At 66.8% G+C, this 24,385-nt stretch carries 13 protein-coding genes and 1 pseudogene; 5 read left to right on the top strand and 9 right to left on the bottom strand.

Annotated elements, in window-relative coordinates; all coding sequences use genetic code 11:
* Positions 1-2: 2 nt before the first annotated feature.
* The 3 genes from QMK24_RS14030 (at position 3) to QMK24_RS14020 (ending at position 4,270) form a co-directional block, all read left to right on the top strand.
* A complete protein-coding gene (locus tag QMK24_RS14030) occupies positions 3-485 on the top strand; it encodes an NUDIX domain-containing protein (protein WP_283466095.1) in 483 nt (160 codons plus the stop codon).
* Between the two features lie 592 nt (positions 486-1,077).
* A complete protein-coding gene (locus QMK24_RS14025; RefSeq protein WP_283466093.1) occupies positions 1,078-1,224 on the top strand; it encodes a hypothetical protein in 147 nt (48 codons plus the stop codon).
* A 139-nt stretch (positions 1,225-1,363) separates the two neighbouring features.
* On the top strand, positions 1,364-4,270 hold the full coding sequence (locus tag QMK24_RS14020) for an NACHT domain-containing protein (RefSeq protein ID WP_283466092.1): 2,907 nt from the start codon (positions 1,364-1,366) through the stop codon (positions 4,268-4,270).
* Here the strand turns inward: QMK24_RS14020 and QMK24_RS14015 are convergent.
* From QMK24_RS14015 to QMK24_RS14005, 3 genes are all read right to left on the bottom strand, one after another.
* Positions 4,254-7,253, bottom strand: coding sequence for a DUF499 family protein (locus QMK24_RS14015; protein ID WP_283466091.1), 3,000 nt, complete (start codon positions 7,251-7,253; stop codon positions 4,254-4,256). The two genes, QMK24_RS14020 and QMK24_RS14015, sit on opposite strands and share 17 nt — an antisense overlap.
* An 80-nt stretch (positions 7,254-7,333) precedes the next feature.
* The gene (locus tag QMK24_RS14010) at positions 7,334-10,093 is read right to left on the bottom strand and encodes a DUF1156 domain-containing protein (RefSeq protein WP_283466089.1); all 2,760 of its coding nucleotides are present in this window, start codon (positions 10,091-10,093) and stop codon (positions 7,334-7,336) included.
* Complete coding sequence (locus QMK24_RS14005; protein ID WP_283466088.1) at positions 10,090-13,344, bottom strand: helicase-related protein; 3,255 nt, start codon at positions 13,342-13,344, stop codon at positions 10,090-10,092. The genes QMK24_RS14010 and QMK24_RS14005 overlap by 4 nt, the downstream gene beginning before the upstream one ends.
* 285 nt (positions 13,345-13,629) lie before the next feature.
* Between QMK24_RS14005 and QMK24_RS14000 the strand changes: the two are divergent.
* Positions 13,630-14,382: pseudogene (locus tag QMK24_RS14000) on the top strand (transposase family protein).
* Between the two features lie 694 nt (positions 14,383-15,076).
* Here the strand turns inward: QMK24_RS14000 and QMK24_RS13995 are convergent.
* The 5 genes from QMK24_RS13995 to QMK24_RS13975 form a co-directional block, all read right to left on the bottom strand.
* Positions 15,077-16,387 (bottom strand): SWIM zinc finger family protein, encoded by a 1,311-nt coding sequence (locus QMK24_RS13995; protein ID WP_283466087.1) that lies wholly within the window; start codon positions 16,385-16,387, stop codon positions 15,077-15,079.
* Complete coding sequence (locus QMK24_RS13990; RefSeq protein ID WP_502962443.1) at positions 16,384-19,191, bottom strand: SCO1167/SCO6262 family helicase; 2,808 nt, start codon at positions 19,189-19,191, stop codon at positions 16,384-16,386. The genes QMK24_RS13995 and QMK24_RS13990 overlap by 4 nt, the downstream gene beginning before the upstream one ends.
* A gap of 333 nt (positions 19,192-19,524) precedes the next feature.
* The gene (locus QMK24_RS13985; protein WP_283466086.1) at positions 19,525-19,785 is read right to left on the bottom strand and encodes a Txe/YoeB family addiction module toxin; all 261 of its coding nucleotides are present in this window, start codon (positions 19,783-19,785) and stop codon (positions 19,525-19,527) included.
* Between the two features lie 12 nt (positions 19,786-19,797).
* Complete coding sequence (locus QMK24_RS13980; protein ID WP_283466151.1) at positions 19,798-20,052, bottom strand: type II toxin-antitoxin system Phd/YefM family antitoxin; 255 nt, start codon at positions 20,050-20,052, stop codon at positions 19,798-19,800.
* 562 nt (positions 20,053-20,614) lie between these two features.
* Positions 20,615-21,469: a class I SAM-dependent methyltransferase gene (locus QMK24_RS13975; RefSeq protein ID WP_283466085.1), complete on the bottom strand. Its 855-nt coding sequence runs from the start codon at positions 21,467-21,469 to the stop codon at positions 20,615-20,617.
* A gap of 54 nt (positions 21,470-21,523) precedes the next feature.
* Between QMK24_RS13975 and QMK24_RS13970 the strand changes: the two genes are divergently transcribed.
* The gene (locus tag QMK24_RS13970) at positions 21,524-23,320 is read left to right on the top strand and encodes a S9 family peptidase (protein WP_283466084.1); all 1,797 of its coding nucleotides are present in this window, start codon (positions 21,524-21,526) and stop codon (positions 23,318-23,320) included.
* Between the two features lie 31 nt (positions 23,321-23,351).
* Here the strand turns inward: QMK24_RS13970 and QMK24_RS13965 are convergent, their stop codons facing one another.
* Entirely contained in the window at positions 23,352-24,227 is an 876-nt protein-coding gene (locus tag QMK24_RS13965; RefSeq protein WP_283466082.1) for an SURF1 family protein, read from the bottom strand.
* Positions 24,228-24,385: the final 158 nt, after the last annotated feature.

Raw genomic sequence — 24,385 nt, 5'->3', positions numbered from 1 at the left:
CCGTGAGCGAGAACGAGCACGAGGCGAAGATGGCCCACCCGCGCATGGCAGCCGGCGCCCTCTTCTTCGACGACGCTGATCGAGTCCTGCTCGTCGAGCCCTCGTACAAGAACTACCGTGATATTCCGGGTGGTTATGTCGAACTGGGCGAGTCACCCTTGCAATGCTGCGTGCGCGAAGTCCGTGAGGAGCTGGGCATCAATCCCCGCATCGGCCGCCTGCTGGTAGTGGACTGGGCGCCGAATCCGGGAGAGGGCGACAAGGTCCTCTACCTCTTCGACGGCGGCCGCCTCAACGAGGACCACCGCCGCCAGATCGCCCTGCAAACCGACGAGCTCCGCAGCTACGATTTCCACGACTCCGAACAGCTGCCAGAACTCACCATCCCTCGCCTCGTACGCCGAATCACCGCTGGCATCCAGGCCCGCGCGAACGGCCTGACCGCCTACCTGGAACACGGAACGTCCCCGGAATCAGCGTCGTAACCAGGAACCGCCGTCCGCTCCGTCAAAGGGACTCGTATGCCACAATCCACGAACCGGTCCGTACGCCATAGCCACCACCCGGCCGACGCGACACTGCGCCGATGAGCAAGGCCCCTGGGAATACGGCCACACCACCGGCCAGAATGCCATCAGAGGGACCTGCATCAGGTTACCGCCGACCAGCACCGACTTCATCAGTGCCGCCCGCCCGCGGCGCGCAGCCACACCCGGTCACGCCCAGCCACGATCGAAGTACCTCCCCCACATTTCCGTGTACGGCCGTCCGAGCAGCGTGAGAAGGGCGCGAGTCGGCCATGCCTAGATCGGATCAACAGGCAGGGGCAGCCTGGGCTCGGGTGACGGTGAACGCCGCGCCTCGCGCGTCAACGATGGCAGTCCCCGCCGCTCCTTCCCGTGGTCCCCGGGCTAGACGACTCCGTGAAGGCCGACTGCGCCACGCCACTCGCGGGGTGGCCGATACGACGACGCACGCACCGGTTGGACCCGGCACCTCCTTGGAGAAAGACCCAGGCCAGCCGTAAGCACTGGCTACGTGCGGTTCCCGCTTGTGCGCTGGGTGCTCCTGCCTCGGATGGCGTGGCATGCCCGCCACCTGGCGGCCGAGTTCGGGCCGGGGATGAATGCCCGCACCGCCCGGGCGATGGCGCGGCTGGCGCGGCACCCAGAGGGACACGAATACGCGATGCTGCACCTGAACAGCGAGGAGTGCGCCGGCTGAACCCCGCGCGGGAACTCGTTGCCAATGTGCGTGCCCCACAAGCCCCCAGGCCGCAAGCACGGCAGGCGACTGGGAGGACCGCCGATCAAAGTTCAATAATCCATGCTCCAACGGGCGTTGAGTGGGTGAGGATGGTCCCGTGGACTATGACCTCAACCGACTAGGCGAGCGAGAATTCGAACACTTGACCCAAGCGTTGGCCATCAGGACGCTTGGTCCGGGTGTCGAAGCCTTTGGCGATGGCGCCGATGGCGGCCGGGAGGCCACGTTCGAGGGAAAAGTCGACTTCCCCGATCCTGACCCGGACGGGCCGTGGGAAGGGTACGGCGTCATCCAGGCCAAGTTCCGCTACCGCCCCATGGATACTGGGAGTAACACGACGTGGCTGAAGGGCCACCTCAAAAGTGAGTTCGAGAAGTGGCTCGATCCCAACGCAGGACGTGGGCGCCGACCCGACTACTTCCTAGCCGTAAGCAACGTCGTGCTCTCGCCCTACCCGGGAAGCGGTGGAATCGACTCGGTCAACGCCCTGATTGAGGAATACGCTCCTCGGCTCCGCCTGAAAGGCTACCGCGTATGGCACTACGACCAGCTGTGCCGGTTGCTGGACGGTGAGCCCGAAGTCGCCGGCAGATATTACGGCTTGATTACGCCGGGCGATGTTCTAGCCCGCCTCCACGACTACATACGTGGCGTTGATGACGGCGCCCAGGACGCCCTGTCGTCGCATGTCGCGAAGGAATTGCTGGCTGAACGATGGGTACGTCTCGGGCAGGCCGGCGACAGCGACGACCAGCGTCTGCGCCTTGATAGGGTTGCCATCGACCTCCCCGCCCGTCTTGACCGTGAAGAGACAGAAGTCCACACCGCGGCGTACGTCATCGCCCGCGGGAACCGGATCCTGCGACCAAGTCTGCGCGCTGAAGACGAAACAGCCTCTCCAGACGCCACTAGTACATCCGACCGCCTGGTCCTCCTCGGAGGCCCAGGCCAAGGGAAAACCACCCTGGCTCAGCTAATCTGCCAGATTTACCGTGTGGCACTGCTGGCAGACCTTCCCGATCGGTCACTCCCAGCCGAAGTTCGCTCCCTCTGCAGCGAGTTCACCGGTGCGTTTCTCGGTTCAGCAGGTCTCGAGCTGCCTGTCGCACGCCGCTGGCCCTTCCACATCCGATTGGATCAGTACGCGGACAAATTCGCCGCCGACCCCAATATGACGATCCTTCGCTACATCGCCAGGAAAGTCAGCCAACGGGCACCGACCACTATAACGGAGCAGCAACTCCTCGTCTGGCTGGGCAAATGGCCCTGGCTGCTGGTACTCGACGGACTGGACGAGGTGGCTGATCAGCAGCTCCGGGAAGTATTGCTACGGCATATCAAGGAATTCCAGGTCGACGCTGCTCGACGCGACGCCGATCTCCTGACCATCGCAACAACACGGCCTCAGGGCTACGGGGACGAATTCGATCCGGACCAGTACGAATACCTGAGTCTGTGCCCTCTTGAGGAAGATCAAGCGGTCAAGTACGCCGAGCGGCTGGCTGGCGCACGGCACGCCTCCGATCCTGACAAGCAGGAGCAGGTCCTGGGCAGGGTTCGGAAGGCGGCGAGAGAGCAGCGGACGTCACGGCTGATGCGCTCGCCGTTGCAGATCTCCATCATGTCGCTGCTTCTTGAGCGTCGGCCCACGGCACCGCAGCATCGCTACGACCTGTTCAAGGGCTACTACGAGACGTTGTTCGCCCGAGAAGTGGCGAAGGCCACCGGGTCGGCAATACTGCTCGAACATCACAAGACTCACGTCGATTCCCTCCAGGAGGCAGTCGGCCTCATGCTGCAGGTGCGTTCGGAGCAAAGAGGTGACGCCGAGGCTGCGCTGTCCGACAAAGAACTGCGGCAGCTCGCAACGCGCATCCTGCGGCAGGAAGAGTACGACGCCGACCAGGCGGACATCCTCTCGGGAAGACTTGTGTCCCTGGCTACGCAGCGACTGGTTTTGCTGACACCAATGCCGGCGGGCGGCATCGGCTTTGAAATTCGCAGTCTTCAGGAATTCATGGCAGCAAGGGCACTGGTATCCGCGTCCGACATAGAGGTCATCGCAAACCTGGTGACTGTGGTTCCGTCAGCGCACTGGAGGAACACCTGGCTGCTCGCCGCAGGCCGGATCTTCTCGGAACGCGCCCACCTGCGAGGGGATGTGCTGTCCCAGATGCGCTCCGCCGACGTGAGCGATGCCCTCAGCAGGGCTATCACTCCTGCCGCGCATCTGGCCGTTGACCTGCTGCAGGAACAGATCGCGGAGACCTCCCCGCGATATCAGACGCTCCTCGTGCAGCATGCTGTTGAGTTGCTACGGAAGACGCCCGGGCGGCACCTTGTCCCGCTCGCTGACGTACTGGCGGGCGTCATGGCTCAGAATCCGACGGCATCCGAGCTGGTGGAAGCGGAGATATCCGACGCACTGGCATCAGCGGGAACCGCCACGCTCAGCGTTCTCATCGTCTGTGCCACGTGGGCAACCGGCACCGGCACTCTTGCTGGCAAAGCCAGGTCCTGGCTGAGGCAAGGAGTCGCGACCCTGCGGTCCGCCGGTCGAGAACGACAGCAAGCCGTTGCCTGTCTGCCGGTGAACTTCCGGCTGTCCGCCTTCCGGGAATACGAGCCGCAGAGACAGAGCAGCGAGCCGGTGGCGCTGAGTGCCGTGTTGAATCCGCTGCTAAACAATAAAAACCTCGATCAGCGTGAGAGGCAGCTTACCCGTAAGGCAGTCGAGGCGCTGGCAGAAGCAGGCATTTGGCGCCAAGAGACAGACGGTGGTCGCGTCATCAAGGTGGACCACCGTCACCTTCCGGATCTTTCTTTGCTAGACGCGCCTTTTGAAGATCAACAGGTGCTGAAAACGCTCATCGGTGTTGTAGATGCTCTAGGACTCGAGCACTGGCCTATCGCGAGTCTTCTGCGTCGCATCCTAGGGCTCTGGCTGGAACGCCGGCCCGTGGGTCAACGGATCTCCATGCCTATCATCAGCGATCACGGATAGAGACAGCGATGCCAAGGCTCTGCGCCAGTTCCCTGACCTCACTGGCCTGTTCGGACGGCATGGTGACCTGGAGCGTGGAGGACAGATACGAGATCACACCGCGGTCCAGGAGATCGAAGAGCTTTCTGAAGAGCTGGGCCAACTTGTCGGCAGAGTCTGGCTCGCTGATGAGGTTCTTCATCACGGTGAAGGCAACCTGCTGCTCCACAGCCCTGGGACCATCAGCGGAGGCACCGGGCCTAGCTCGCACGCCGCCCACAGAATCAGTAGCAAAATGCGAACCTGGGTCACCTGACGCGTTAGTTCCCCCTACGCGCTCAGAATCACCGGTTTCTCCCTGCTCGCCTTTGTCCTCTGATTCCTGTGCCTTGGTGGGAGAGGGCACGGGTTTGGCGAGCCGATAGGTCGGGGCGTTAAAGTTGATCCCGGTGAGAGCATCAACGACGACGGGCTCTCCGCCCTGCCGTACGATCCGGAGTTCTCCGTCGCTCACCGCCCGGTATATGGCCTGCCGCAACGCTTCAGTCCCGTCACCGGGGAGCAGTCCCAGCCGCGGCGTATCCCAGAACGAATCCCGTATCTCCGCCAGGGGACGGCGGTCGTAATCGCTATCGCGCAGGTTATGCCGGAGGGCGGTGCCCGTGAACTCATCTGGCCGGAAAGCCTTCTGGGCGACGGCCAGTGCCTCCCATACCACGCCTCCGTCAAGAGTGCCCTGCTCCAGATTGCGCTGGATGACCTCGCGCTCCACGGTGGGATCCGGCTGGGCCAGATAAATCACGTGCTGGAAGGCCCTACGAACACTGTCTTTGAGCCGACGGAGCTCGTCGTCTCGCCTCGCCGTGGCCTCCAGGGCGATGTCCTCATCCGCTTCGGCTTCAGGTCCCTCCAGCACCCGCTCGATCGCCAGATACTCGACCGCTGCTCTGCGAGCCTGAGTACGGCCGCGGGCTGAAGCTACGGTGAAGATTGCAGAGGATGCCCACGCCACCGGAATCCGGTCTGGTCCGAGTCCGAGCACCGCTTGTACCGCTTCGAGGGTGGCCTTCTGTGTGCCGTTGCCAACGGTGTACATCGCCGGATCAAGCGCGATCAGCCGAGTCGTGCGTGCCTCGTCGATCTCGGCCTCAACCAGGAGAGCACGGTGGCTATGACTGGTGTCGGCGTGTATGAAACGGGTCTTGGCAAACGGCCCCGGCGTCAGCATCTCCTTGGCGTACTTGGCGACGGCCTCATCTCGGTCCTCATCGGTCACGGAGTTACGCATGGCCCGCAGCAACATGGGGAGGCGTTGCCGTGTCGAAAGGTAGTAGCGCCGTGGCTGGCCGCCCCTGCCCTCGAAAATCTCGACCGTGGCAAGACCAGCGTCGTCGACGTTGGTGAGAGCCCGTACGACGGCATCCGCCTCCGCGTAGTCATAGCCGGGGTCGGGCACGACCGTGGCCACCTTGGCCTCGGGGTCGGACGCGCCTCGGCGCGAGCCACCGCGTGTTCCGACGATGGACGCTAGGTAGATGAACGTAGCGGCACGTTCGGCAGCGCGGGGGTTGCTCTGCGCCCACGGCGCACCGACGCGGCTTACATCGAGCTGGCGCGCGGCACCACCGCTGTCTTCCAGATCGACGATGTCGCTCTGCGCGATCGAGCGGTAGTTTCCCTGGGTCTTGGTATCGGATATCAGGCCGGAGCCGATGACCGCATCGCGTACCATACCGTCCGACAGCGGCAGGTCTCCCGGTCCAATGAGCGACGGTACCCATTCGCCGCGCTTCGCGCGTTCGGTCAGTGCGTACACCGTGGCGGCGAAGATCGTGATTGTTGATCTCACCTGTTGGAAGCCAGCGAGATTCGCCCACTCCCGCTCAGCAAGATCCATCAACTGGGGATGGAAGGGGTACGAACGCACGACAGCGTCCGGGAATCGGCTCGTCCACGGACCGCTGAGGGCTCCGAAAACCCTCGTTTTCCAGTTGCCCTGTTCCATGATCGGCCGAAACGCCTCAGCCGCTTGCTGAGCGGCCAGGTCGACGGCCCTGTCCGCGGAATTGGCGAAGAGCCGACGGCGCAGGATGGCCGTGAAGTCGGCATTCTCGCTCACCGGCTTCGTCTGGCCGTTACGCTGCAGATACGCCTGCAGGTCCTGACGTCGCGCCTCCCCTTCTCCTTGAAGCGTGGTCGGATCCTTCTCCGAATTGATCATCACGACCAGCATGGACACGTGCGGTGCAGTGCTCACCGTTTCCGTCAACGCACGGAGAAAGGCCATGTCCTGCGCAATGAGCTGCTTGTCCCCGCAGCCCTCCAAGCCGTCGCCCACGTAGTTGAGAACTTCGTCAATGATGATGAGCACGGGGCGATCCAGCGATGCTATGGCCTCACCGATCTTGGCCTTGCTGGAAAAATGTGACCGATAGCTGTCGTAACGGGGCTCCCGATCGTCTAGCCCGTCGAACAGCCTCCAAAGGAACCGCTCATAGAGATTGTGGGCCCACGGCCCGTCCTGCTCAGCGTCCGTCGCGCCGGGGACCATGTTGTCGCACGACAGCACGACCACGTGCGGCTTGTTGAGGTCTCGTGGCAGCTCCTGGCCTAGCGCGGCCTTGGCCTGTTCGAAGACTTCGCGCCCGATGTCCTCCTGGGCCAGTGCCTCGGGGTCCTTCGCCAGATGCCAGGCGCCTATGCAGGCGTGCGACTTGCCGCCGCCCATTCCCTGGTCGAGTCGGGTCAGCGCCGGCGCGGACGTGTACTTCGTGGCCCCTGCCAACCGAATGGCGATCTGGGTGAGCAACTCAACCAGTTGGGAGGTGGGGTGCGTGACTTGGCCGTAGGTGGCTGCGCTCGCATAGTGCGGTCTGCTCGCGCCCTGACCGTACGCCACTCGGTACAGCGAGACCTGAATGTCGCTGGCCACCCCCGAGGCATCAGTGATCTCTTCCCGCAGCCTCAGCGTTTCCCACCACGGTGTCGGCGCGGTCGCGGACACGGTTCCCCCTCGGTTCCGTTCAGTTGCACTCTTCTTGATCGGTACCGAGATTCAACCACGGACCGCCTCTGAACTCCCGTCTAGAACAAGCGACTTTGCATGTCCTCCCGCTGTATGTGGCGAGATTCGGCCGTCCTGGTCTCATGCGCCGAGTGCGTGGCCGACTCGATGGGACGACGCACCCTGACAAGAGCCGTCCAGGCAAGGGCATCAGGGTCTGCTTCGGGCAGCTTCTCGATCAGGAACGTGATGGTCGCCCAGAGTTGCTCGTCGTCACCTTCACGACCCGCAGCCACCAGCACCTCCGCGACGTCGTCGGCGCCTCCCTTCCATGCCTTCGCCATGGCCAACGCAATGTCGATCACCGCGGACTTGTCATCGATGACCGGACTGACCTGGCTGGACAGAACGAAGCAGCAGCCCTTTTTGTCCTGCTTCACCAAGGTCTTCAACTCGGCGAGGGCGAGTCCGGACCTCAGTCCTTGCCAGCGCAGTTCGGATTTGGCCACCTGACGCCGTTGGTGGAGGCCGATCCACCACAGCGCGAACTTTGTACGCTCATCGAAAAGTTCGAGCGGCACGGAATCGATGCGGTTCAGGGTTACTTCCTGGACCGCTTTCTGCGCGGTCGCGAGCAGAGTGAGCAACTCGACCGGTTTTCCCGTGTTGTCGCTGATGCTCTCGTACTGTCCGGCGATCTCCATCGCAGGCCCCACCGCTGCCATCATCATGTCGTCGCGGGCAAGATCGGAACTCTCCCACAGGCGCATGCGTTCCCTGATGGCCTCTTTGATCCTGCTCTCCACGGCCATGAGGTCTCCACGGCCACGATCGGGTTTCGCTGGTCTGCATGCCATTGTGACGGTCGTAACAATATTCAACGCACCGGCGCCAGCGCCTCCCGCCTCGGTCTTGGCTGGCCAGGAGGCGGTGATGACGAGTCCGGCCTCGTGGAGGGCGCGCAGCATGCGCTCCCACACCTCGACGTCGCCGTGGCCGAAGACGATGGTGACCACGCCGTCCGCGGCGACCACCCGGCGCATCTCCCGGTACGCACGGCAGATCATGGTGTCGTAGTGCTGCAGGGTCCGATGGTCGCCTGCCTGACTGCCACCACGCTTGACAATGATCTCCTCGTCCTTCTCCTGAACGCCATCCGGATGCATCGTCATGGTGAGGGAGGAATCCGCGGTGAACATGGCCCGCTTGGCCCAGACGTAGAAAAGGTCACTGGAATCGCTGTAGTCGATCATGTCGTCGTATGGGGGGTCCGTGACGACTGCGCTGAACGATGCGTCTCTGTGAGGGAGCATCGTCGCGCTCCCGCGGTGGATCTCTGCCGGGCGAGCCACCCCCCGCTTCCTTACGTGGTGAAGCGTAGAAACTGTCTTCTTGGCAAGGGATGCCCAGGAACCCGGACCCTCGGAGAGGCCGCTCTCGAACCAGTCGTAGGAGTGCAGGATCGCCGCCTGGGCGACGAAGACATCCCCGACCTTGACACTGCTACCAATTTGAAGGCGAGCGCCGCGGGACGACGTACGCATCTTGCGCATCATCGCGGCAGTTGCGTAACCGCTGAGAGCTCGTACATACGCAGGTGAGAGACCCGCCTGGAGACATTTCTCGGCAAGCCCGTTCACCGCACGTGCGAGACGGATCAGCCCCAGAGACTGACGTGCCGGCACGAGATCACCGTAAGTCTTGTCCCCATAGTTGACGGACTTGATGGTCCACGTGTTCCCTGCGGGTATCCGCTCATCCGGCCGAGCGCTCAGCGGCCCGAATGGCGGCTCTTCCCTCAACGCCCGCTCGGCCCGCTCCGCAGCCTCGTACTCCTGCTCCAATGGTTCACGGAAGACCTTGGTGCCATCCTCCGCGATGTCCGCCGCCACCAGGAGGACGTCACGTCGCAAGCCCTCGGCGCTGAGCCGGGTGTGGACCGCCTTCGAGTGGACGTGTTCGCAGAACGGGCAGACGGCGACCCTCCCGTCTGAGGCGTACTTACTCCTGCCTGTGAAGACCCGGGTCGGTGTGCCCTTGGGCTCGCCCTCGTGCACAACTGCGCGAAATTCGCCGTTACGTGGATCAGCGTCGATGAAGAAACTCTGACCCAGGTCCTCAGGGCGCGTTCTGGTCGCTTCCCGGGGAAGGCGCAAGCGCAGTTCGCCGACCAGCGGAAAGCGGTGACCACATTCCTGGCACGGTAGGGTCGATGCCCACAAGTAACCCCAAGGGTAGGCGCCCGAGTGCTTCGGGTAGAAATCGGCCATGCTCTCGACGAACCGCTGGCCGACCTCGTTCAAAAACGCATCGACATCCTGTTCCAGTCGACCTTCGGCCTGGCCCTGTCCGCCACCATGGAAAGGGAGCGGCGGCTCGTCGTTCCAGTCCTGGAAGGGGAGGTCTGCCAACAGTGATCCGCCAAGAACAGCGAACGGTGAGTAGTCGATGCCTTCCGCATGCACCCCGAGCCTCCCCGCCTCCAACGGGATTACGGCTCGCCCGGAGAACGGGTCGAGCACTCTGGCACCTTCAGGATGGGTTACCTGAAGGTGCGCTCGAATCACGGATACAGCACCGCCCATCATGTTTGCTGTTCGTACCCTGGCGGGGGTGTTGGCGGTGAGCACCTCTCTGACCGCATCCTGAAGTTTTCGCTGCTCGGCCTTATCTTCCGGCCACGGCAACAGGCTGGTCAACACGGCAGCCTTGGCCTGGGCGGTCGGCCGCTTCGCGAACCACACCCAGAGACTCGCTTCCGTGTTCCCGCTTCCCCACCCGACCATCGACGCGTCGCTCACCTCGGCACAGGGAAACCAGCGTTCGATCATGCGGGTCATAGTGTCTCCTGGTCAGGAAAGGAACCGTCAACGACGGACGTTGCCTTGCGGGCGGATCGCAGTATGTCGCCAGACAGCCGGACGACCGGTTCAGGATGAAGACCAGCGGTCAAGACGTCAAAAGGATCCCGGAAAGATGCGAACAGTTGCCCGACGCCGTCGTGGCAGGACTCGACCACGTAGAGCACGTAATCGGAGCGGTGCTGGGCCGACATCAGCAACTCGTTTTCGTGTAGCCGTATGTCCTCATCGTCGATACTTCGCCAGACACCCTTGACCAGCGCCATCCGGCGCTCCTGCCCTCGCAGGGCACACAACTGAAAGCCACGGCTTTCGGCTCGTACGTCATCCACCGTCCAACCGCGGCCTTCCAGCAGCCTGCGCACGTGATCGGCTGCAACAGCCTCCGCCTGACGACGATGAGGTGAGGCTCCATCCTGTCCTGGCACCACTTGAAGCCGGGCGAGGAGTCGGGGCGGCTCCGCTTCCACCTGGCAGAGCTCTTCCAGCTGCGCAAGCCTGCGCTCAGATGCGGCCGTAAGCCGGTCCCGCAAAGCAAGTCGTTCACCACGGTCCGGGATGTCGAGGGTCACATCGACCGGCAGATTGCTGAGGTCACGTTTGGCCGCGGCATACCAATCTCTGCGTGTCCGTTTCTGCTCAGCGATTACTTGAGCGAGAAGGCGTCGTGCTTCGCTCTCCGCGACCTCAGCAACGAGAGGATCGGGACGCCCAGCGGCGTGATCGGTGGCGGCCAGGCCGGCCAGGATCTCCCAGCGGACCCCTCGGGTCTCACCGGTGGGATCCGCACGTATCAGCCTGAACCAAGGGGTACGGACCGGTGAGGCGGCCGAGTACACAGCCGACGCGAAGACCATGAGCTCGTACGGACTCGTGGCCGCAGGGTCCTCGACGGTCCCGCCACGGTACACATCCGGAACCAGTATCTGTTCACAGTGGGCGACCAGTTCCGCGAGGGCTGGGGTTCCGTGGCCTAGCGACACAGGTTGTGGACCCTGTATTTGCCCCTCGGCGTCCAAGATCTCGTGCGGGGCCGCGCCGCCAATCGACACCAGAGCCTGCCGAGACCCGCCCATGGTCTGAGGCAGGGCGTCAACTGCCTCGATGAGCATGACGTCTTCTCCTGCGGCGGTGTGACTGGCCCGCAGGACCCCCGCTTGCGCCAGCCGTCGTATGTAGGCTCCCACGACTACCGGATGGATCCCCTCCAGCGACTGTTGCCGCAGGCGAGCCAGTCCGGCCGCCACATCGACGGCGGAGGCGAGTTCCGCCTCCTGACCGCGTACGGCTTCAGCTCGGCGCTTCAGCTCTGCGGCGCTCACCCGACGCACAGCGGCCAGGACCTCGTCCTGCTTTAGTTCGTCGTCGCCATACAGCGTCCTCAGCCAGTCTTCGTAAGGGACCGCTGAAAGTTCGGCCACAAGAGACAGGCTGTCGAACATCTGCCCGTCCAGTTCATTCGCTGCCGTGACGAATCGTTCCAGCAGCGTGTGCAGCGTGTCTCCCTCGCGTGTGTCGACAGCGACCAAGTTGTACAGCTCGACATCACGTTCCTGGCCGACCCGATGAATTCGACCCATTCGTTGTTCCAGTCGCACCAGCGACCAGGGAATATCGAAATTCACTAGGACATGGGCGACTTGAAGGTCGATTCCCTCGTTGCCCGCGTCAGTGGCAACGATGACTTGAAAGTCCCCTGCCATGAACGCCGCGCGGACCTTGTCCCGTTCCACGTGTGCCTGGCGACCACTATAGGTGCGGGCAGGGTAACCGTCGTCGGTGAGCCGCTGGGCGATCCATTCGGCGGAGTCAGCGTATTCGGTGAACACAACCGCTTGTTGGCGTCCACCGGGCAATATCCCATTCGCCGCCAAACACTGATTCACCAGCACATGCCATTTCGAAGGAACATACTCCGGATTCCTAAGCATCTCGGTTATTCCAGCGAGCAGTTGGCTGATCGCGGATCGCTCGGACCGGGGGGAGCGGGAGTCCGAGTGGACGACGCGGGCCTCCTCAAGCAGGGCCTGGTCATCCCCCTCGGGATCAGCGTCCGCCGCCGCCTGGGCCTGCGACTTGGCGCCCATACTGGCCGATCGCCGTTTCAGTGTCTCCGCCAGTGCGTACAGGCTGGACGCGGCCCGCTTGCCGTAAACCATCCGTGCCAACGGGCGGGCCGTGGCTGGGAAGAACTGGTCGACGAGTTGCAGGGCCTGGGTGTAAGCCTCGAGTTCAGCCGGGGCCAGCGGCACCCTGTGATTAGTGGCGTGACGCCGCTTGAACAGGCGCGTGACGCCGTCGTAGTCGACCAGGTCCTCTTTCATACGCCGCAGGAAGTGAGTGCTGCCAGGCCGTAGGGGAGTAAGTGGCTGCTTGGAGTCATCTCCCGGATCCGGATAGACCTCGGGGTCCACCAGATGGAGCAGATGGCGGAACAACCACTCCGAGCCACGGTGGGGGGTGGCCGTCATGAGGAGGGCCCTTGGGCTGGTGCCCGTCAGTAGTCGTCCCACCCGGTGGAATGACTGTGCCGTGGCCGTCAGCCGATGGGCCTCATCGAAGACGACAAGATCCCATCCTGCAAGGTCGGGGCGGATCGCATCCTGTACGGCGGCGTTAACCGCAGCTAGTTCCAAGGAGACGATCCACAAGTCGTGCCCCAACTCCAGTGCACCTTCCCGTACCGTGGCAGCCGTGACCCGGCGTAGTCCACCACCAAAGAACCGCTCGAAGTCCGCCTGCCATTTGGTGACCAGACCCGCAGGTACGACAACCAGCGCACGCCGGATCAGTCCGATGCGCTGCATCTCGCGCATGTACAGACCGGCCATTACCGTCTTCCCTGTCCCTGGTTCGTCTGCTAGCAGAAAGCGCAGCCAGGGTTGAGGCAGCATCGCCCCGTACACAGCGTTGATCTGGTGGGTGTATGGCCGTAACGGGGAGGACGACAACAAGCTCGCCGACGTGTCCGCTGCAGCGGCGGTCATCCAACAGGTCCACATACCGGCCAGGGCGGCGGCGGAGGAACCGCCACCGTCGCGGGCCAAAACCTCGGCACGGGCGGCTTCGTCCGCCGTGAGCACGACTTTCGTAAAACTGTTCTGTCCGTCCGGCGCCACATAGACGATCCAGCCGCCAGCGGCGTCGGGGCGGGCGAAGTCGACGGTCAGCCAGCCGCTCGGGCCATGTGGCAGCCGCACCCGCCAGCCTGGCTGAAACGGCCCCGACATACTCGCCTCCCCGATGTCCCGTGCCCCTGTCTCGACACCCTATGGCCCTTTCACAACTGGCGGCTTCCCGCTGGAGTTTCCTGCAGAGAGGCCACCACGCCAGCTACGGAGCTAACGCACTTTCGGGCAACCCACCGTTGGCAAACTCGTGCTCTGCGAGACAGCGGGCCTTTTCCAACCTTGCTGCGGCGTTGCGGTGTTGGAGGTTGTCGGCTGTACCGAACGGCGAAGCCCCCGGTAGACGGGTCCTCGACCAAGATCGCCCGTGTCCGCCAGGAGCTTCGCGTGCTTGTTTACCCGTCGTCGATCGATCTGTCCAGCGGCACCCGGCGCTACCTGACAGCGCGGCTCCGCGCCCGGCAGCGAGAGATCGGGACCCGGTGGCGACGGCTGCCTGTCGGCCGTCAGGCCCTGCTCGCCCTCACCCACCTTCGGTGCGGGGACAACTACGCGCAGCTCGCCACAGGGTTCGGCATCGGCGTCGCGACCGTGTACCGACACATACCCGAGGCCATCGATGTCCTGGCCGCCGGGGCCCACCCTGGAAGAGGCGATGAAGACCGTACGGGCGAAAGCCTTCGTCATCCTGGACGGAACCCTGCTGCCGAGCGACCGGATCGCCGCCGACACCCCGTACTACTCCGGGAAACACAAAGGCCACGGCGTGAACATCCGGGTCCTCACCGACCCGTTCGGCCGCCTGCTGTGGACCTCGCCGGCATTGCCCGGATCGACCCATGACCTGCCCCCCACCCGGCGCCACGGCATCATCGACGCGCTTGCCGAGGTCGACGTAAAGTGCTGGGCGGACAACGCTTACCAGGGTGCCGGGCGCCCCGTCCGGGTACCGTTCAGGGGCCCCGGCTCAAGCTCTGGAAGCGGCGACACAACACCACCCACGCCAAAATCCGTTGTCTCGGCGAACAGGCCATGACCACCCTGAAAGGCTGGCGCCTTCTGCGGGAGCTCCGCTGCAGCACCAACCGGGTCACCGACATCGCGAAGGCCGTCGTCGTCCTTCACCACGCCTCAACCTGAGGTTGGAAAGGGCTCAGTATCTGGACGCTCATGTAGTCGGGGTCACGGCCATGAGTGCGTGCGAGGGGGTGGTGAAGGTCCCGTACGGGCTGCGTCGTTCGAGGCGACTCTCAACGAAGCAGAGGCTGAAACCCAACAAGACCAAACTGTCGGTCCTCGAGGGCTGGCGCCAGGTCAAGTCGAGCGTATTTTGCAAGAATCAACTTCTCGATCTCCGTGGTGTGTTGTACCCGCCCAACGGTAAGCGCGAGAGAGAAGACGCCTGGGAGCCATCTGGGAGCCAACCCACTCCCCAAGCCCTCCTGGCACCGCGCGAAACCACCCGGGTCCATCGCCGTGACCTGCACAAACCCCAAGCAGTCAGGCGTCGATCACGCTCGGACCTCGTTCGGGACGAAGAGGCCGTGGGTTCAAATCCCGCCACCCCGACCATGTAACACGCAGGCCAGAGGCCCTATCGGAGAAATCCGATAGGGCCTCTGGCGTTTTGCCGACGCGAAAGTACAGCAACCGCCTATGGGCGGTCGCCGTAATCACCCTTTGCGGCACTTCCGACCGGTCGCAACCGTCAGCGGTCGACGAGACCGGGGCCGGCGCTTCATCCGCCATGCGGAAACGCAGGACGCGCGGCCCGCCTCGGATGCCGAGGGCAGGGTGCGGACCTCGGAGAGCGAAAAGCCCAGGGGCCCGTCGGTCAGGTTTCGAGGAGGGCGGTCAGGACGACGGCGGGGTCGGCGTCGGGTGGTCCGGCCGGCCACCAGGTGTCTTGGTCCTTGGTGTAGGGGTACCAGAGTCCGTCCCGGCCGAGGCGCAGTTGGGCGTCGCGGCCCTCGACGGTCCAACGGTTGCGCCAGGAGCGGAGTCGGGGTGGTCTGCCGTCGGTCCAGTCTGCTCGCAGCGCCTGGCGGTCGCGTTCCAGGCGGGCCGTGGATGGGTTCCAGGGGTTTTCCAGTACGTCGAGGGATGCCGCGCCGCCATGTCGCCAGGCGCGGGTGGCGGCAGCGAGTTCGGCGGGGGTGCGGCCGCAGTTCGAGGCGATTCCGGCGAAGACGTCCATGGTGGGGTGGGCGACGACGAGGCGGACGGCGTCCTGCCATTCGGTGAGGGAGGCGGGTGGGGCGGTGTCGGCGTGACGGGCGCCCAGGGCTGCGGCAAGCAGGTGGTGGGCGCGCGTCGCGGCGTCGGCGGCGAGCAGTTCCAGGGCGGCCGGGTCCAGGCCGGGAGCCGGGGTGGCCGCGTCCACCAGCGCGGGGCCGCGGCCGGGCCGCTCGGGGAGCGGCGGCGGGGCGGGCACGGGCGGCAGTGCGGTACGGGAGGCGAAGGCGGGCCCGGCGGGATCGCCGGTCCGGGGCGGAGGTGGTACGGCCGGGTCCGGGGCCGACGCGTAGGAGGCGGCTTCGGCGGCGGCGCGGGCGGTGTTGCGGCGGCCGAGCTCGTCCATCAGGTCCCGCTCGCCGCGGCCCCGCAGGAGCAGCAGCACGAAGGGGTCGCGGTCCAGGAGCCGGGCGACCTGGTAGCAGAGGGCGGCGGCGTGTTTGCAGGGGTAGCCCCAGTCGGGGCAGTTGCACGCGGGGTCGAGGTCCCGGGGGCCGGGCAGCAGCGGGACGCCGGCGGCTGCGGCGTCGTCGGCGAGGCCGGCGGGCATGTCGCCGTCGAGCAGTGCGGCGATGTTGGCGGCCCGCTCGGCGATCATGTCGAGCAGTCGGTCCCACTGCTGGTCGGTCAGCTGCTCGACCTGGATCTTGGAGCGGTACGGGGTGGGGCGGCTGCCCTGGACCGGGGCGGCGGCCGAGCCGGGGGCGACGACGACCCGGCCGACCGCGCCGCGGCGGGCATAGGTCCGGCCGCGTTGGAGGCGGCCGGTGTCGAGGGAGGAATCCTCCAGGGCACACAGCCACTCGCGGCCCCACCAGGACTCGGCGAAAGGAGCGCGACTTCCCTTGGCCGGAGGGAGCGCCTCGAATGTGCGGGTGAGTTCTCTCTGCGGCTTGGTACGCCTGGTCATCGTTCTGTCCTTCGCAGCGTGACCAGTTCGGCCAGTTCGCTGTCGCTCAGTTCGCTGAACGCCGCCTCGCCCGAACCGAGCACCGAGTCGGCCAGTTCCCGCTTCTGGCGGAGCATCTCGGCGATCCGGTCCTCCACGGTCCCCTCTGCGATCAGCTTGTGCACTTGGACCGGCTGGGTCTGTCCGATCCGGTAGGCCCGGTCGGTGGCCTGGTCCTCCACGGCCGGGTTCCACCAGCGGTCGTAGTGGATGACGTGTCCCGCCCGGGTCAGGTTCAGGCCGGTCCCGGCGGCTTTGAGGGAGAGCAGGAACACCTTCTTCTCACCGCGCTGGAAGGCGTCGACCATCTCCTCGCGGCGTTTGACCGTGGTGCCTCCGTGCAGGAACAGGGTGTCCACGCCCCGGTCGGCCAAGTGACGTTCGATCAGCGCGCCCATGGCCACGTACTGGGTGAAGACCAGGGCCGACCCGTCCTCGGCCAGGACGGTGTCCAGGAGTTCGTCCAGGAGTTCCAGCTTCCCCGAGCGGCCCGGAAGCTTGGCGCCCGCGGCTTCCTTCAGGAACTGCGCGGGGTGGTTGCAGACCTGCTTGAGGCCGGTGAGGAGCTTCATCACCAGGCCGCGCCGGGCGATGCCCTGTTTCTCCTCGATCTCGGCCATGAGTTCGCGTACCAGCGCCTCGTACAGCGAGACCTGTTCCTTCGTCAGCGACACCGGCTGGTCGGTCTCGGTCTTGGGCGGCAGTTCGGGTGCGATGCCGGGGTCGGACTTGCGCCGGCGCAGCAGGAAGGGGCGGACCAGCGCGGCCAGCCGACGAGCAGCCTGTTCGTCGCGGTCGCCTTCGACGGCAGTGGCGTAGCGGTCGCGGAAGGAGGTGAGCGTGCCGAGGAGGCCGGGGGTGGTCCAGTCGAGCAGTGACCACAGTTCGGACAGGTTGTTCTCGACCGGGGTGCCTGTGAGCGCGACCCGACCCCGCGAGGGGATCCTGCGCAGTGCCTGGGCGGTGTGCGCGTGCGGGTTCTTGACGTGCTGGGCCTCGTCGGCGACGAGCAGTCCCCAGGGCTGCTCCGCGAGACGTTCGGCGTCGCGGCGCATGGTCCCGTAGGTGGTCAGGACGAAGCCGCCGTCCGCTCCGGCGTCGAGACCGGCCAGGTCGCGGCCGGGGCCGTGGAAGCGGCGTACGGGGGTGGCGGGTGCGAAGCGCTGGATCTCGCGCTCCCAGTTGCCGAGCAGTGAGGCGGGGCAGACCACCAGGGTCGGGCCGGCGGTGGTTTTCCCTTCCTGGCGGCGCAGGTGGAGTGCGATCAGGGTGACGGTCTTGCCCAGGCCCATGTCGTCGGCGAGGCAGCCCCCCAAGCCGAGCGAGGTCATCCGGTGCAGCCAGTTCAGGCCGCGCAGCTGGTAGTCGCGCAGGGTCGCGGCCAGTGCTTGAGGCGGCCCCTGGGGCTCGCGCTCGGCACGGGCCTCGGGGTCGTCGGCGATCCGGGAGCGCAGCTCCTCCAGTACGCCGCCCGCGGTGACCGCCACCTGTTCGCCGTCCACCTCGACGCTGCCGGTCAGCGCGGCTCCCAGGGCGTCGATCGCGGTCAGCGACGTCCTCCTGGACTGCGCGGCCCGGCGCAGTCGGCGGACCAGTTCCGGGTCCACGACCACCCACTGGTCGCGCAGCCGCACGATCGGCCGGTGCGCCTGGACCAGCCGTTCCAGCTCCTCCTGGTCAAGTTCCTGGTCTCCGAGTGCGACCCGCCAGCGGAAGTCCAGCAGCCCGCCGGAGGACAGGAAGGACTCGGCCGAGGACTGAGTCCCCTTTCGCCGTACGGGTTCCAGGACTCCGGAGGCCGTCAGCTCGCGTACCAGCTCCTTGGGCCAGTGCACGGCGACCCCGGCGGCAGCGAGGCTTTCCGCCGCGTCGCCCAGCAGTTCCTGGGCCTCCTCGTCGGACAGTTCCAGGCCGGTCGGGGCAGCCGCGTCCAGCAGCCGTCCGGCCGGGGGCCAGACGCGGGCGGCCCGCCGCAACGTCAGCAGCGTGTCCACCTGAGCCCGTGGACCGAAGTGTTCGGGAGCGGTGGCCCGCCCCGACCACAGGTCCGCGGCGTCGGCGAGCACCGTGGGGTCGGCCAGGCTGCGCAGCTGGACCACGGCCCGGAAGGACTCCGCGCGGCCCAGTTCCAGCCGCAGCGACACCGCCAGGCCGGCGTCGCGGCCGGCGGCGACCTCCGCCGCCCAGCCCCGCTGCTCGGGCACGGGCTGCGGTGCACGGACCGCGAATGCCGGTCCGCCAGTCACCAGGCGGGCGGCGGGAGGGCGGGCGAGGGAGTCGGCCACGGCGTCCAGGAAGGCCCGCAGCAGCGGCTCGCCCGCCGGAAGCGTAAGCGGGGAGGTTCCGGGGACCGCGACCGCGCGGGCCTCGGGAGGCATGGCTGCGGCCAGGGAACCCAGCCGCTCGTGGTCCTCGGCGTCCAGCGGGCCGACCCGCCACGCGTCGAAACCCTCCGGCGAAACCCCGGGCAGCAACCGGCCCCGGGCGATCAGACGCAAGCCCAGCAGGGCAGCCGCACCCCAGAACGCCGTGCTGCCCGAGGCGTTGGCCGAAGTGTTGGCGGCCGACGCCTGCTCACTGCCGTCCGCACCGAGCGCCCGGCAGCGGGTCAGCAACGGCAGCGCCTGCTCCACCGGAAGCGGTACGGCGATCACACGGGCACGGCGCACGGATGAGCCGTGCGGGCGGACAACGGTGAGCTCCTCGGGTTCCACCCCGAGGTCCGGCGGCTCACCACCGGGACTCCAGAACGCCACCCGCCCCATCCGAGGCGGATCAGCGGGAAGGAACACCGCCTCGCCTGCGGCGAGTTCAGGCACCCGCGCAAACAGCCGCTCCCGGTCCGGAACCGCCGACTCGGGCTCTGCCGACGGGGCAGCCTTCGCTACCGTACCCACTCCTGGCACCCACTCCCACAGCTCTTCGGGACGGCGCGGGTCCCCCGCACGCCACCGACGGACCCAGGCTATCCACGCAGGCGGACAGGATGTGCCGGGAACGGGCCTCGCAGACCCGGCGCAGTACGGGAAGACGTCACGGCCGCCTCCCATGGACCACCGCTACCGCGCGTGGCCGCGCTCGATCCCGCTCGGGTCGCGTCAGTTCTCGTAGTGGTAGCGGCACTGTGCGATCAGGACACCAGCCTCGGTGGCCTTGTAGATCAGCCGATGCTCGTCGTTGATGCGACGAGACCAGTAACCCTGGAATCCGTGCTTGAGGGGTTCGGGCTTGCCGATCCCCTCGTTGCCGTTCCGGGCGATGTCCGCGATGAGTGTGTTGATGCGCTTCAGGATCTTCCGGTCCTGGAGCTGCCACCACAGATAGTCCTCCCAGGCGCGGGAGGAGAAGGTGATCTTCATTCGCGGCCCTCGTCAGTCGGTCGTCAGCTCGCGTACGGTGCCGCCGCCGTTTTCCAGCTCGTCGATGGACGCGAGCAGACGCCGGGCATTCGCCGGGCTTCGCAACAGGTACGCCGTCTCCTTCAGGGACTCGTAGTCCTCAAGGGAGACGATGACGACCGGGTCATGTCCGGCCCGGGTGATGACGACCTCTTCACGGTCGTCGGTTACGGAGTTGAGCACCTCGGCGTAACGCGCGCGAGACTCGGAATACGTCATGGTCTTCATGGTCAACCTTCTTTCGACGTACAAGAAACTGTACGTGAGGTCCTGCGGTTCGGCAAGCACCCGAACAACGTCCGCGACCGGCCGGCCACCGACGGGCAGCGTGCCGACGGGAAGGTTCTGCGGCGGGTGAGGCATGGCAGGCGACGAGAAGTAACCTGAAAGATCGACAAACGGCATCCCGCCGGCCGCCATCACACCCCGGCTGCCCGCGTGAGTGCAGAAGCACAGCAGCGAAGTACAGCAACCAGCCCGACCAACAGTGATCACGAACGACCCTTGCGCCACCTCTGACATGCGTAGATAACCCCACCGACCGCCTTGCCCGTGATTCGGGACGAAGAGGCCGTGGGTTCAAATCCCGCCACCCCGACCATGTGACACAAGGCTGGAGGCCCAGATCCTTATGGATCAGGGCCTCCAGCCTTTTCTGTGTGCCTGCGGCGCGTGAGAGCGTGAACAGGCCTTGGGCAAGGGCGGGTTGGGGAGGCGCGCCTCCCGGGTCGCGGATCGGTCCGGACGGCGGGACGGCCGTCCTCCGGTTCCCCCGCCGGATCCCCCGCGATCAGCCGTCGGCCGGGCGGGACGCCCGCAGCGAGTACATCAGGGGCACGCGCGGGCTGCCGGGCGGCAGCCGGTAGAAGCCATCACCGCGGTCCTCGCCACCCGCACCCCGCTCGAGGGTCTCGAAGCGGCGGAAGAGCGTCGCGTCGTGCTCGTGGAGGAATTCCAGGCGCAGGCCGGTGGCGGCGATGGCGGTGACGACCTCGCCGAGAGTGTGCTGCCACTCGATGCTGCGGTTGTTGACCGTGGGGGCGTCGTAGTCCGCGTACGTGCCCGGGGCCTCGTCGACCCACGCGTCGCGGCCGAAGTAGTCGTGGGCGATCCGTGAGCCCGTCGCGTCGTCGAGGGCGTCGGTGAGCGGATGGAACTCGGCGAGGTAGAGGAAGCCGCCGGGCGCGACGAGCGAGGCGGCGGTCTCGGCCCAGCGGCCCATGTCGGGGAGCCAGCACAGGGCGCCGGTGCCGGTGTAGACGATGTCGTAGGAGGAGTCGGGGACGGCCTCGGCCGCGTCGTACACATCGGCGGCGACGAAGGACGCCTGGTCGGGCGTGAGGCCCAGGTCGGCGGCCAGATCGCGGGCGGCCTCGATGGCCGGTTCTGAGAAGTCCAGGCCGACGACCCGGGAGGCGCCGCAGCGGGACCAGGAGAGGGTGTCCAGACCGATGTGGCACTGCAGGTGCAGCAGGGACTTTCCGGTGACGGAGCCCACTTCCGCCGCCTCGAAGGGGCGGATCACGTCCTGGCCGGCCCGGAAGCTGTCGAGGTCGTAGTACTCGCTCGCGGTATGGATCGGCACGCGCTCGTCCCACCTGGCGCGATTCGCTTCGCGCCAGTCCTCCGGGGTCCTCGTGTACATGGGGAGTGACCCTAGCCGGGGTTACGACGCCCGGCCATCGGGTTTGATGGAGCCATGAGCGATGTCACGGCTGCCATGCCGGAGTGGGAAAAGCGGTTCCGTGCGCCTCGGGTGGGGTTGCCGGAATGGGCGGAGGACGCGCCGGAGCGCTGCCTCTTCGTATCGAACGCGACTGGCACGTACGAGCTGTACGCCTGGGACCGGACCACCGGTGAGCAGCGCCAGGCGACGGACCGGCCGAACGGCACGACGGACGGCACGCTGTCCCGCGACGGGGAGTGGGTGTGGTGGTTCTCGGACACCGACGGCGATGAGTTCGGGGTGTGGATGCGCCAGCCGTTCGGCGGCGGTGAGGACGAGCCGGCCACGCCCGGCCTCGACGCCTCGTACCCGGCCGGCCTGGTACTCGGCGCTGACGGGACCGTGGCGATCGGCCGGTCGACGGACGAGGAGGGCACGTCCATCCACGTGGTGCGGCCCGGTTCCGCGCCGGCCGAGATCTACCGGCACGCGGAGTCCGCCGGGGTCGGCGATCTGTCGGAGGACGGCACGCTGATCGCCATCGAGCACACGGAGTTCGGCGACGCGATGCACGGTGCGCTGCGCGTGGTGCGCCTGGACGGCTCGACCGTCGCCGAGCTGGACGACTCCCGGGGCGGCACCGAGGAACTCGGTCTCGACTGCCTGGGCTTCGCGCCGGTGGCCGGGGACACCCGGCTGCTGGTCGGGCACCAGCGGGCCGGACGCTGGCTGCCGATGGTGTGGGACGTGGCGACCGGCGAGGAGACCGCGCTGGCGATCGATCTGCCGGGCGATGTCTCCGCCGAGTGGTTCCCCGACGGTTCCGCGCTGCTCGTCGTGCACTCGTTCCAGGCCCGGAGCGAGATGTACCGCTACGACCTGCGCGCCGATCCCGCCCAGGGCGCGCTCATCCGTATGGAGACCCCGCCGGGGACGGTGAGCAGCGCCACGGCGCGCCCGGACGGGTCGGTGGAGTACCTGTGGTCGTCCGCGCAGCGGCCGCCCGTGGTGCGGTCCACGACGGGTGAGGTGGTGCTGGAGGCGCCGGGTCTCAAGGCCCCGGCCTCCGTACCCGTCGAGGACGTGTGGGTGGACGGCCCCGGCGGACCGGTGCACGCTCTCATCCAGAAGCCGGAGGGGGAGGGACCCTTCCCGGCGATCTTCGAGGTCCACGGCGGTCCCGCCTGGCACGACTCCGACGCCTTCGCGGCCGGCCCCGCGGCCTGGGTCGACCACGGCTTCGCCGTCGTACGGCTCAACTACCGCGGTTCCACCGGCTACGGGCGCGAGTGGACGGACGCGCTGAAACACCGCGTCGGGCTGATCGAGCTGGAGGACGTGGCGGCGGTCCGCGACTGGGCCGTCGGCTCGGGGCTGGCCGATCCGGAGAGGCTGGTGCTCTCCGGCGGTTCGTGGGGCGGCTATCTGACGCTGCTGGGGCTCGGCACGCAGCCCGCCGCCTGGACGGCGGGTCTCGCGGCCGTACCGGTCGCCGACTACATCACCTCGTACGCCGACGAGATGGAGGCCCTCAAGTCGCTGGACCGCACGCTCTTCGGCGGTTCGCCCCAGGAGGTCCCGGACCGGTACGAGGCATCGTCACCGATCACGTACGTCGAGCAGGTGACGGCGCCGGTGTACATCTCGGCGGGCATGAACGACCCGCGCTGCCCGATACGCCAGATCGACAACTACGTCGAGCGGCTGGCGGGTCTGGGCAAGGTGCACGAGGTGTACCGGTACGACGCGGGGCACGGCTCGCTCGTCGTCGAGGAGCGGATCAAGCAGGTGCGCCTGGAGCTGGCCTTCGCGATGAAGCACGCGCGCTAGTCGGCTGTCCGAGCCGGTCCGTCCCTCGCCCTCAGTCCCCGGGCAGGCTGGAATCCTCCAACCTGCCCGGGGACACCACCGGAGACACGTCCTCGTCCGGGATGAGGCCCAGCGCGGTGTCCGCGCGCAGTTCGGCCTCGCGGCGGACCAGCCGGAACCACATGAAGACGACGAAGCCGGCGAAGACGAACCACTCGCCGGTGTACCCGAGGTTCTGGAAGGCCTTCAGGTCGAGCCCGGTGTTCCCGGGGGCCGCCGGCGGTACCGGTGTGAGCGGCGCGGTGGTCTCGGTGAGCGTGATCCAGCCGCTGTAGACGTCATACGGCAGGACGTTGACCAGGGAAGCAGCGCTGATCATGCCGAGCTGGCCCTGCGGAAGCCCGCCGCCGGACTGGACGCCTTGGGTGCCGGTGTTCTCGGGGGACTGCAGCGCGCCGGAGACGGTGACGTCACCACCGGGCGCCGCCGGAATGCCGACGACGGTGGCGGACGAGGCGGCGGAGGGGGCGGCGGAGGGGGCGGCACCGGGCAGCCAGCCGCGGACGACAGGCAGGGCCGCGCCGCCGGTCGTGCGCAGCGGGGTGAGGACGTAGTAGCCGGTGCGGTCGCCGAGGTCACGGCCGGGGACCAGGAACTGGTGGCCGGTGTCGTAGCGGCCGGTCGCGGTGACCGTACGGCCGGAGGTGTCCTGGGTGACCTGCGCCTTGGTGTCCGGGAGGACGGCGGCGAGCGGGACCGGGGCGGCGGACGCGGCGGCCCTGGGTGCCTGCTCGGCGGCGTGGTGGCTGTTCATCCGTGCCTCGAAGCGGCTCAGTTGCCAGCTGCCCATGAAGATGCAGAACGGCACGGCGAGCACGACGAAGAGATGGACTCCCAGCCAGCGCGGGGTCAGCAGAAACCGGTACACGCCTCAACGGTACGGGGAGCGCGGCCGGTGGACTCCACCGGGACCCGCGCCCCACACCCCGCGCTCCTCCGCCGCCGGGACCTCGCCGGGACTTCGTGAGGGCCACCGCGGGACCTCGCCGGGACGTCGCTCCTCCCCCGCAGGCACCCGCCGGCCCC

It is taken from the genome of Streptomyces sp. PH10-H1 (assembly GCF_030063355.1).
GTDB lineage: Bacteria > Actinomycetota > Actinomycetes > Streptomycetales > Streptomycetaceae > Actinacidiphila.
This window is presented reverse-complemented; position numbering and strand designations above follow the sequence as displayed.

Excerpts from the sequence above, each read along its gene's own strand:
- QMK24_RS14005 (WP_283466088.1), bottom strand. The coding sequence starts at position 13,344 with ATGTCGGGGCCGTTTCAGCCAGGCTGGCGGGTGCGGCTGCCACATGGC.
- QMK24_RS14025 (WP_283466093.1), top strand. The coding sequence starts at position 1,078 with ATGGCGTGGCATGCCCGCCACCTGGCGGCCGAGTTCGGGCCGGGGATG.
- QMK24_RS13980 (WP_283466151.1), bottom strand. The coding sequence starts at position 20,052 with ATGAAGACCATGACGTATTCCGAGTCTCGCGCGCGTTACGCCGAGGTG.
- QMK24_RS13990 (WP_502962443.1), bottom strand. The coding sequence starts at position 19,191 with ATGGGGCGGGTGGCGTTCTGGAGTCCCGGTGGTGAGCCGCCGGACCTC.
- QMK24_RS13985 (WP_283466086.1), bottom strand. The coding sequence starts at position 19,785 with ATGAAGATCACCTTCTCCTCCCGCGCCTGGGAGGACTATCTGTGGTGG.
- QMK24_RS13970 (WP_283466084.1), top strand. The coding sequence starts at position 21,524 with ATGAGCGATGTCACGGCTGCCATGCCGGAGTGGGAAAAGCGGTTCCGT.
- QMK24_RS13975 (WP_283466085.1), bottom strand. The coding sequence starts at position 21,469 with ATGTACACGAGGACCCCGGAGGACTGGCGCGAAGCGAATCGCGCCAGG.
- QMK24_RS13995 (WP_283466087.1), bottom strand. The coding sequence starts at position 16,387 with ATGACCAGGCGTACCAAGCCGCAGAGAGAACTCACCCGCACATTCGAG.
- QMK24_RS14010 (WP_283466089.1), bottom strand. The coding sequence starts at position 10,093 with ATGACCCGCATGATCGAACGCTGGTTTCCCTGTGCCGAGGTGAGCGAC.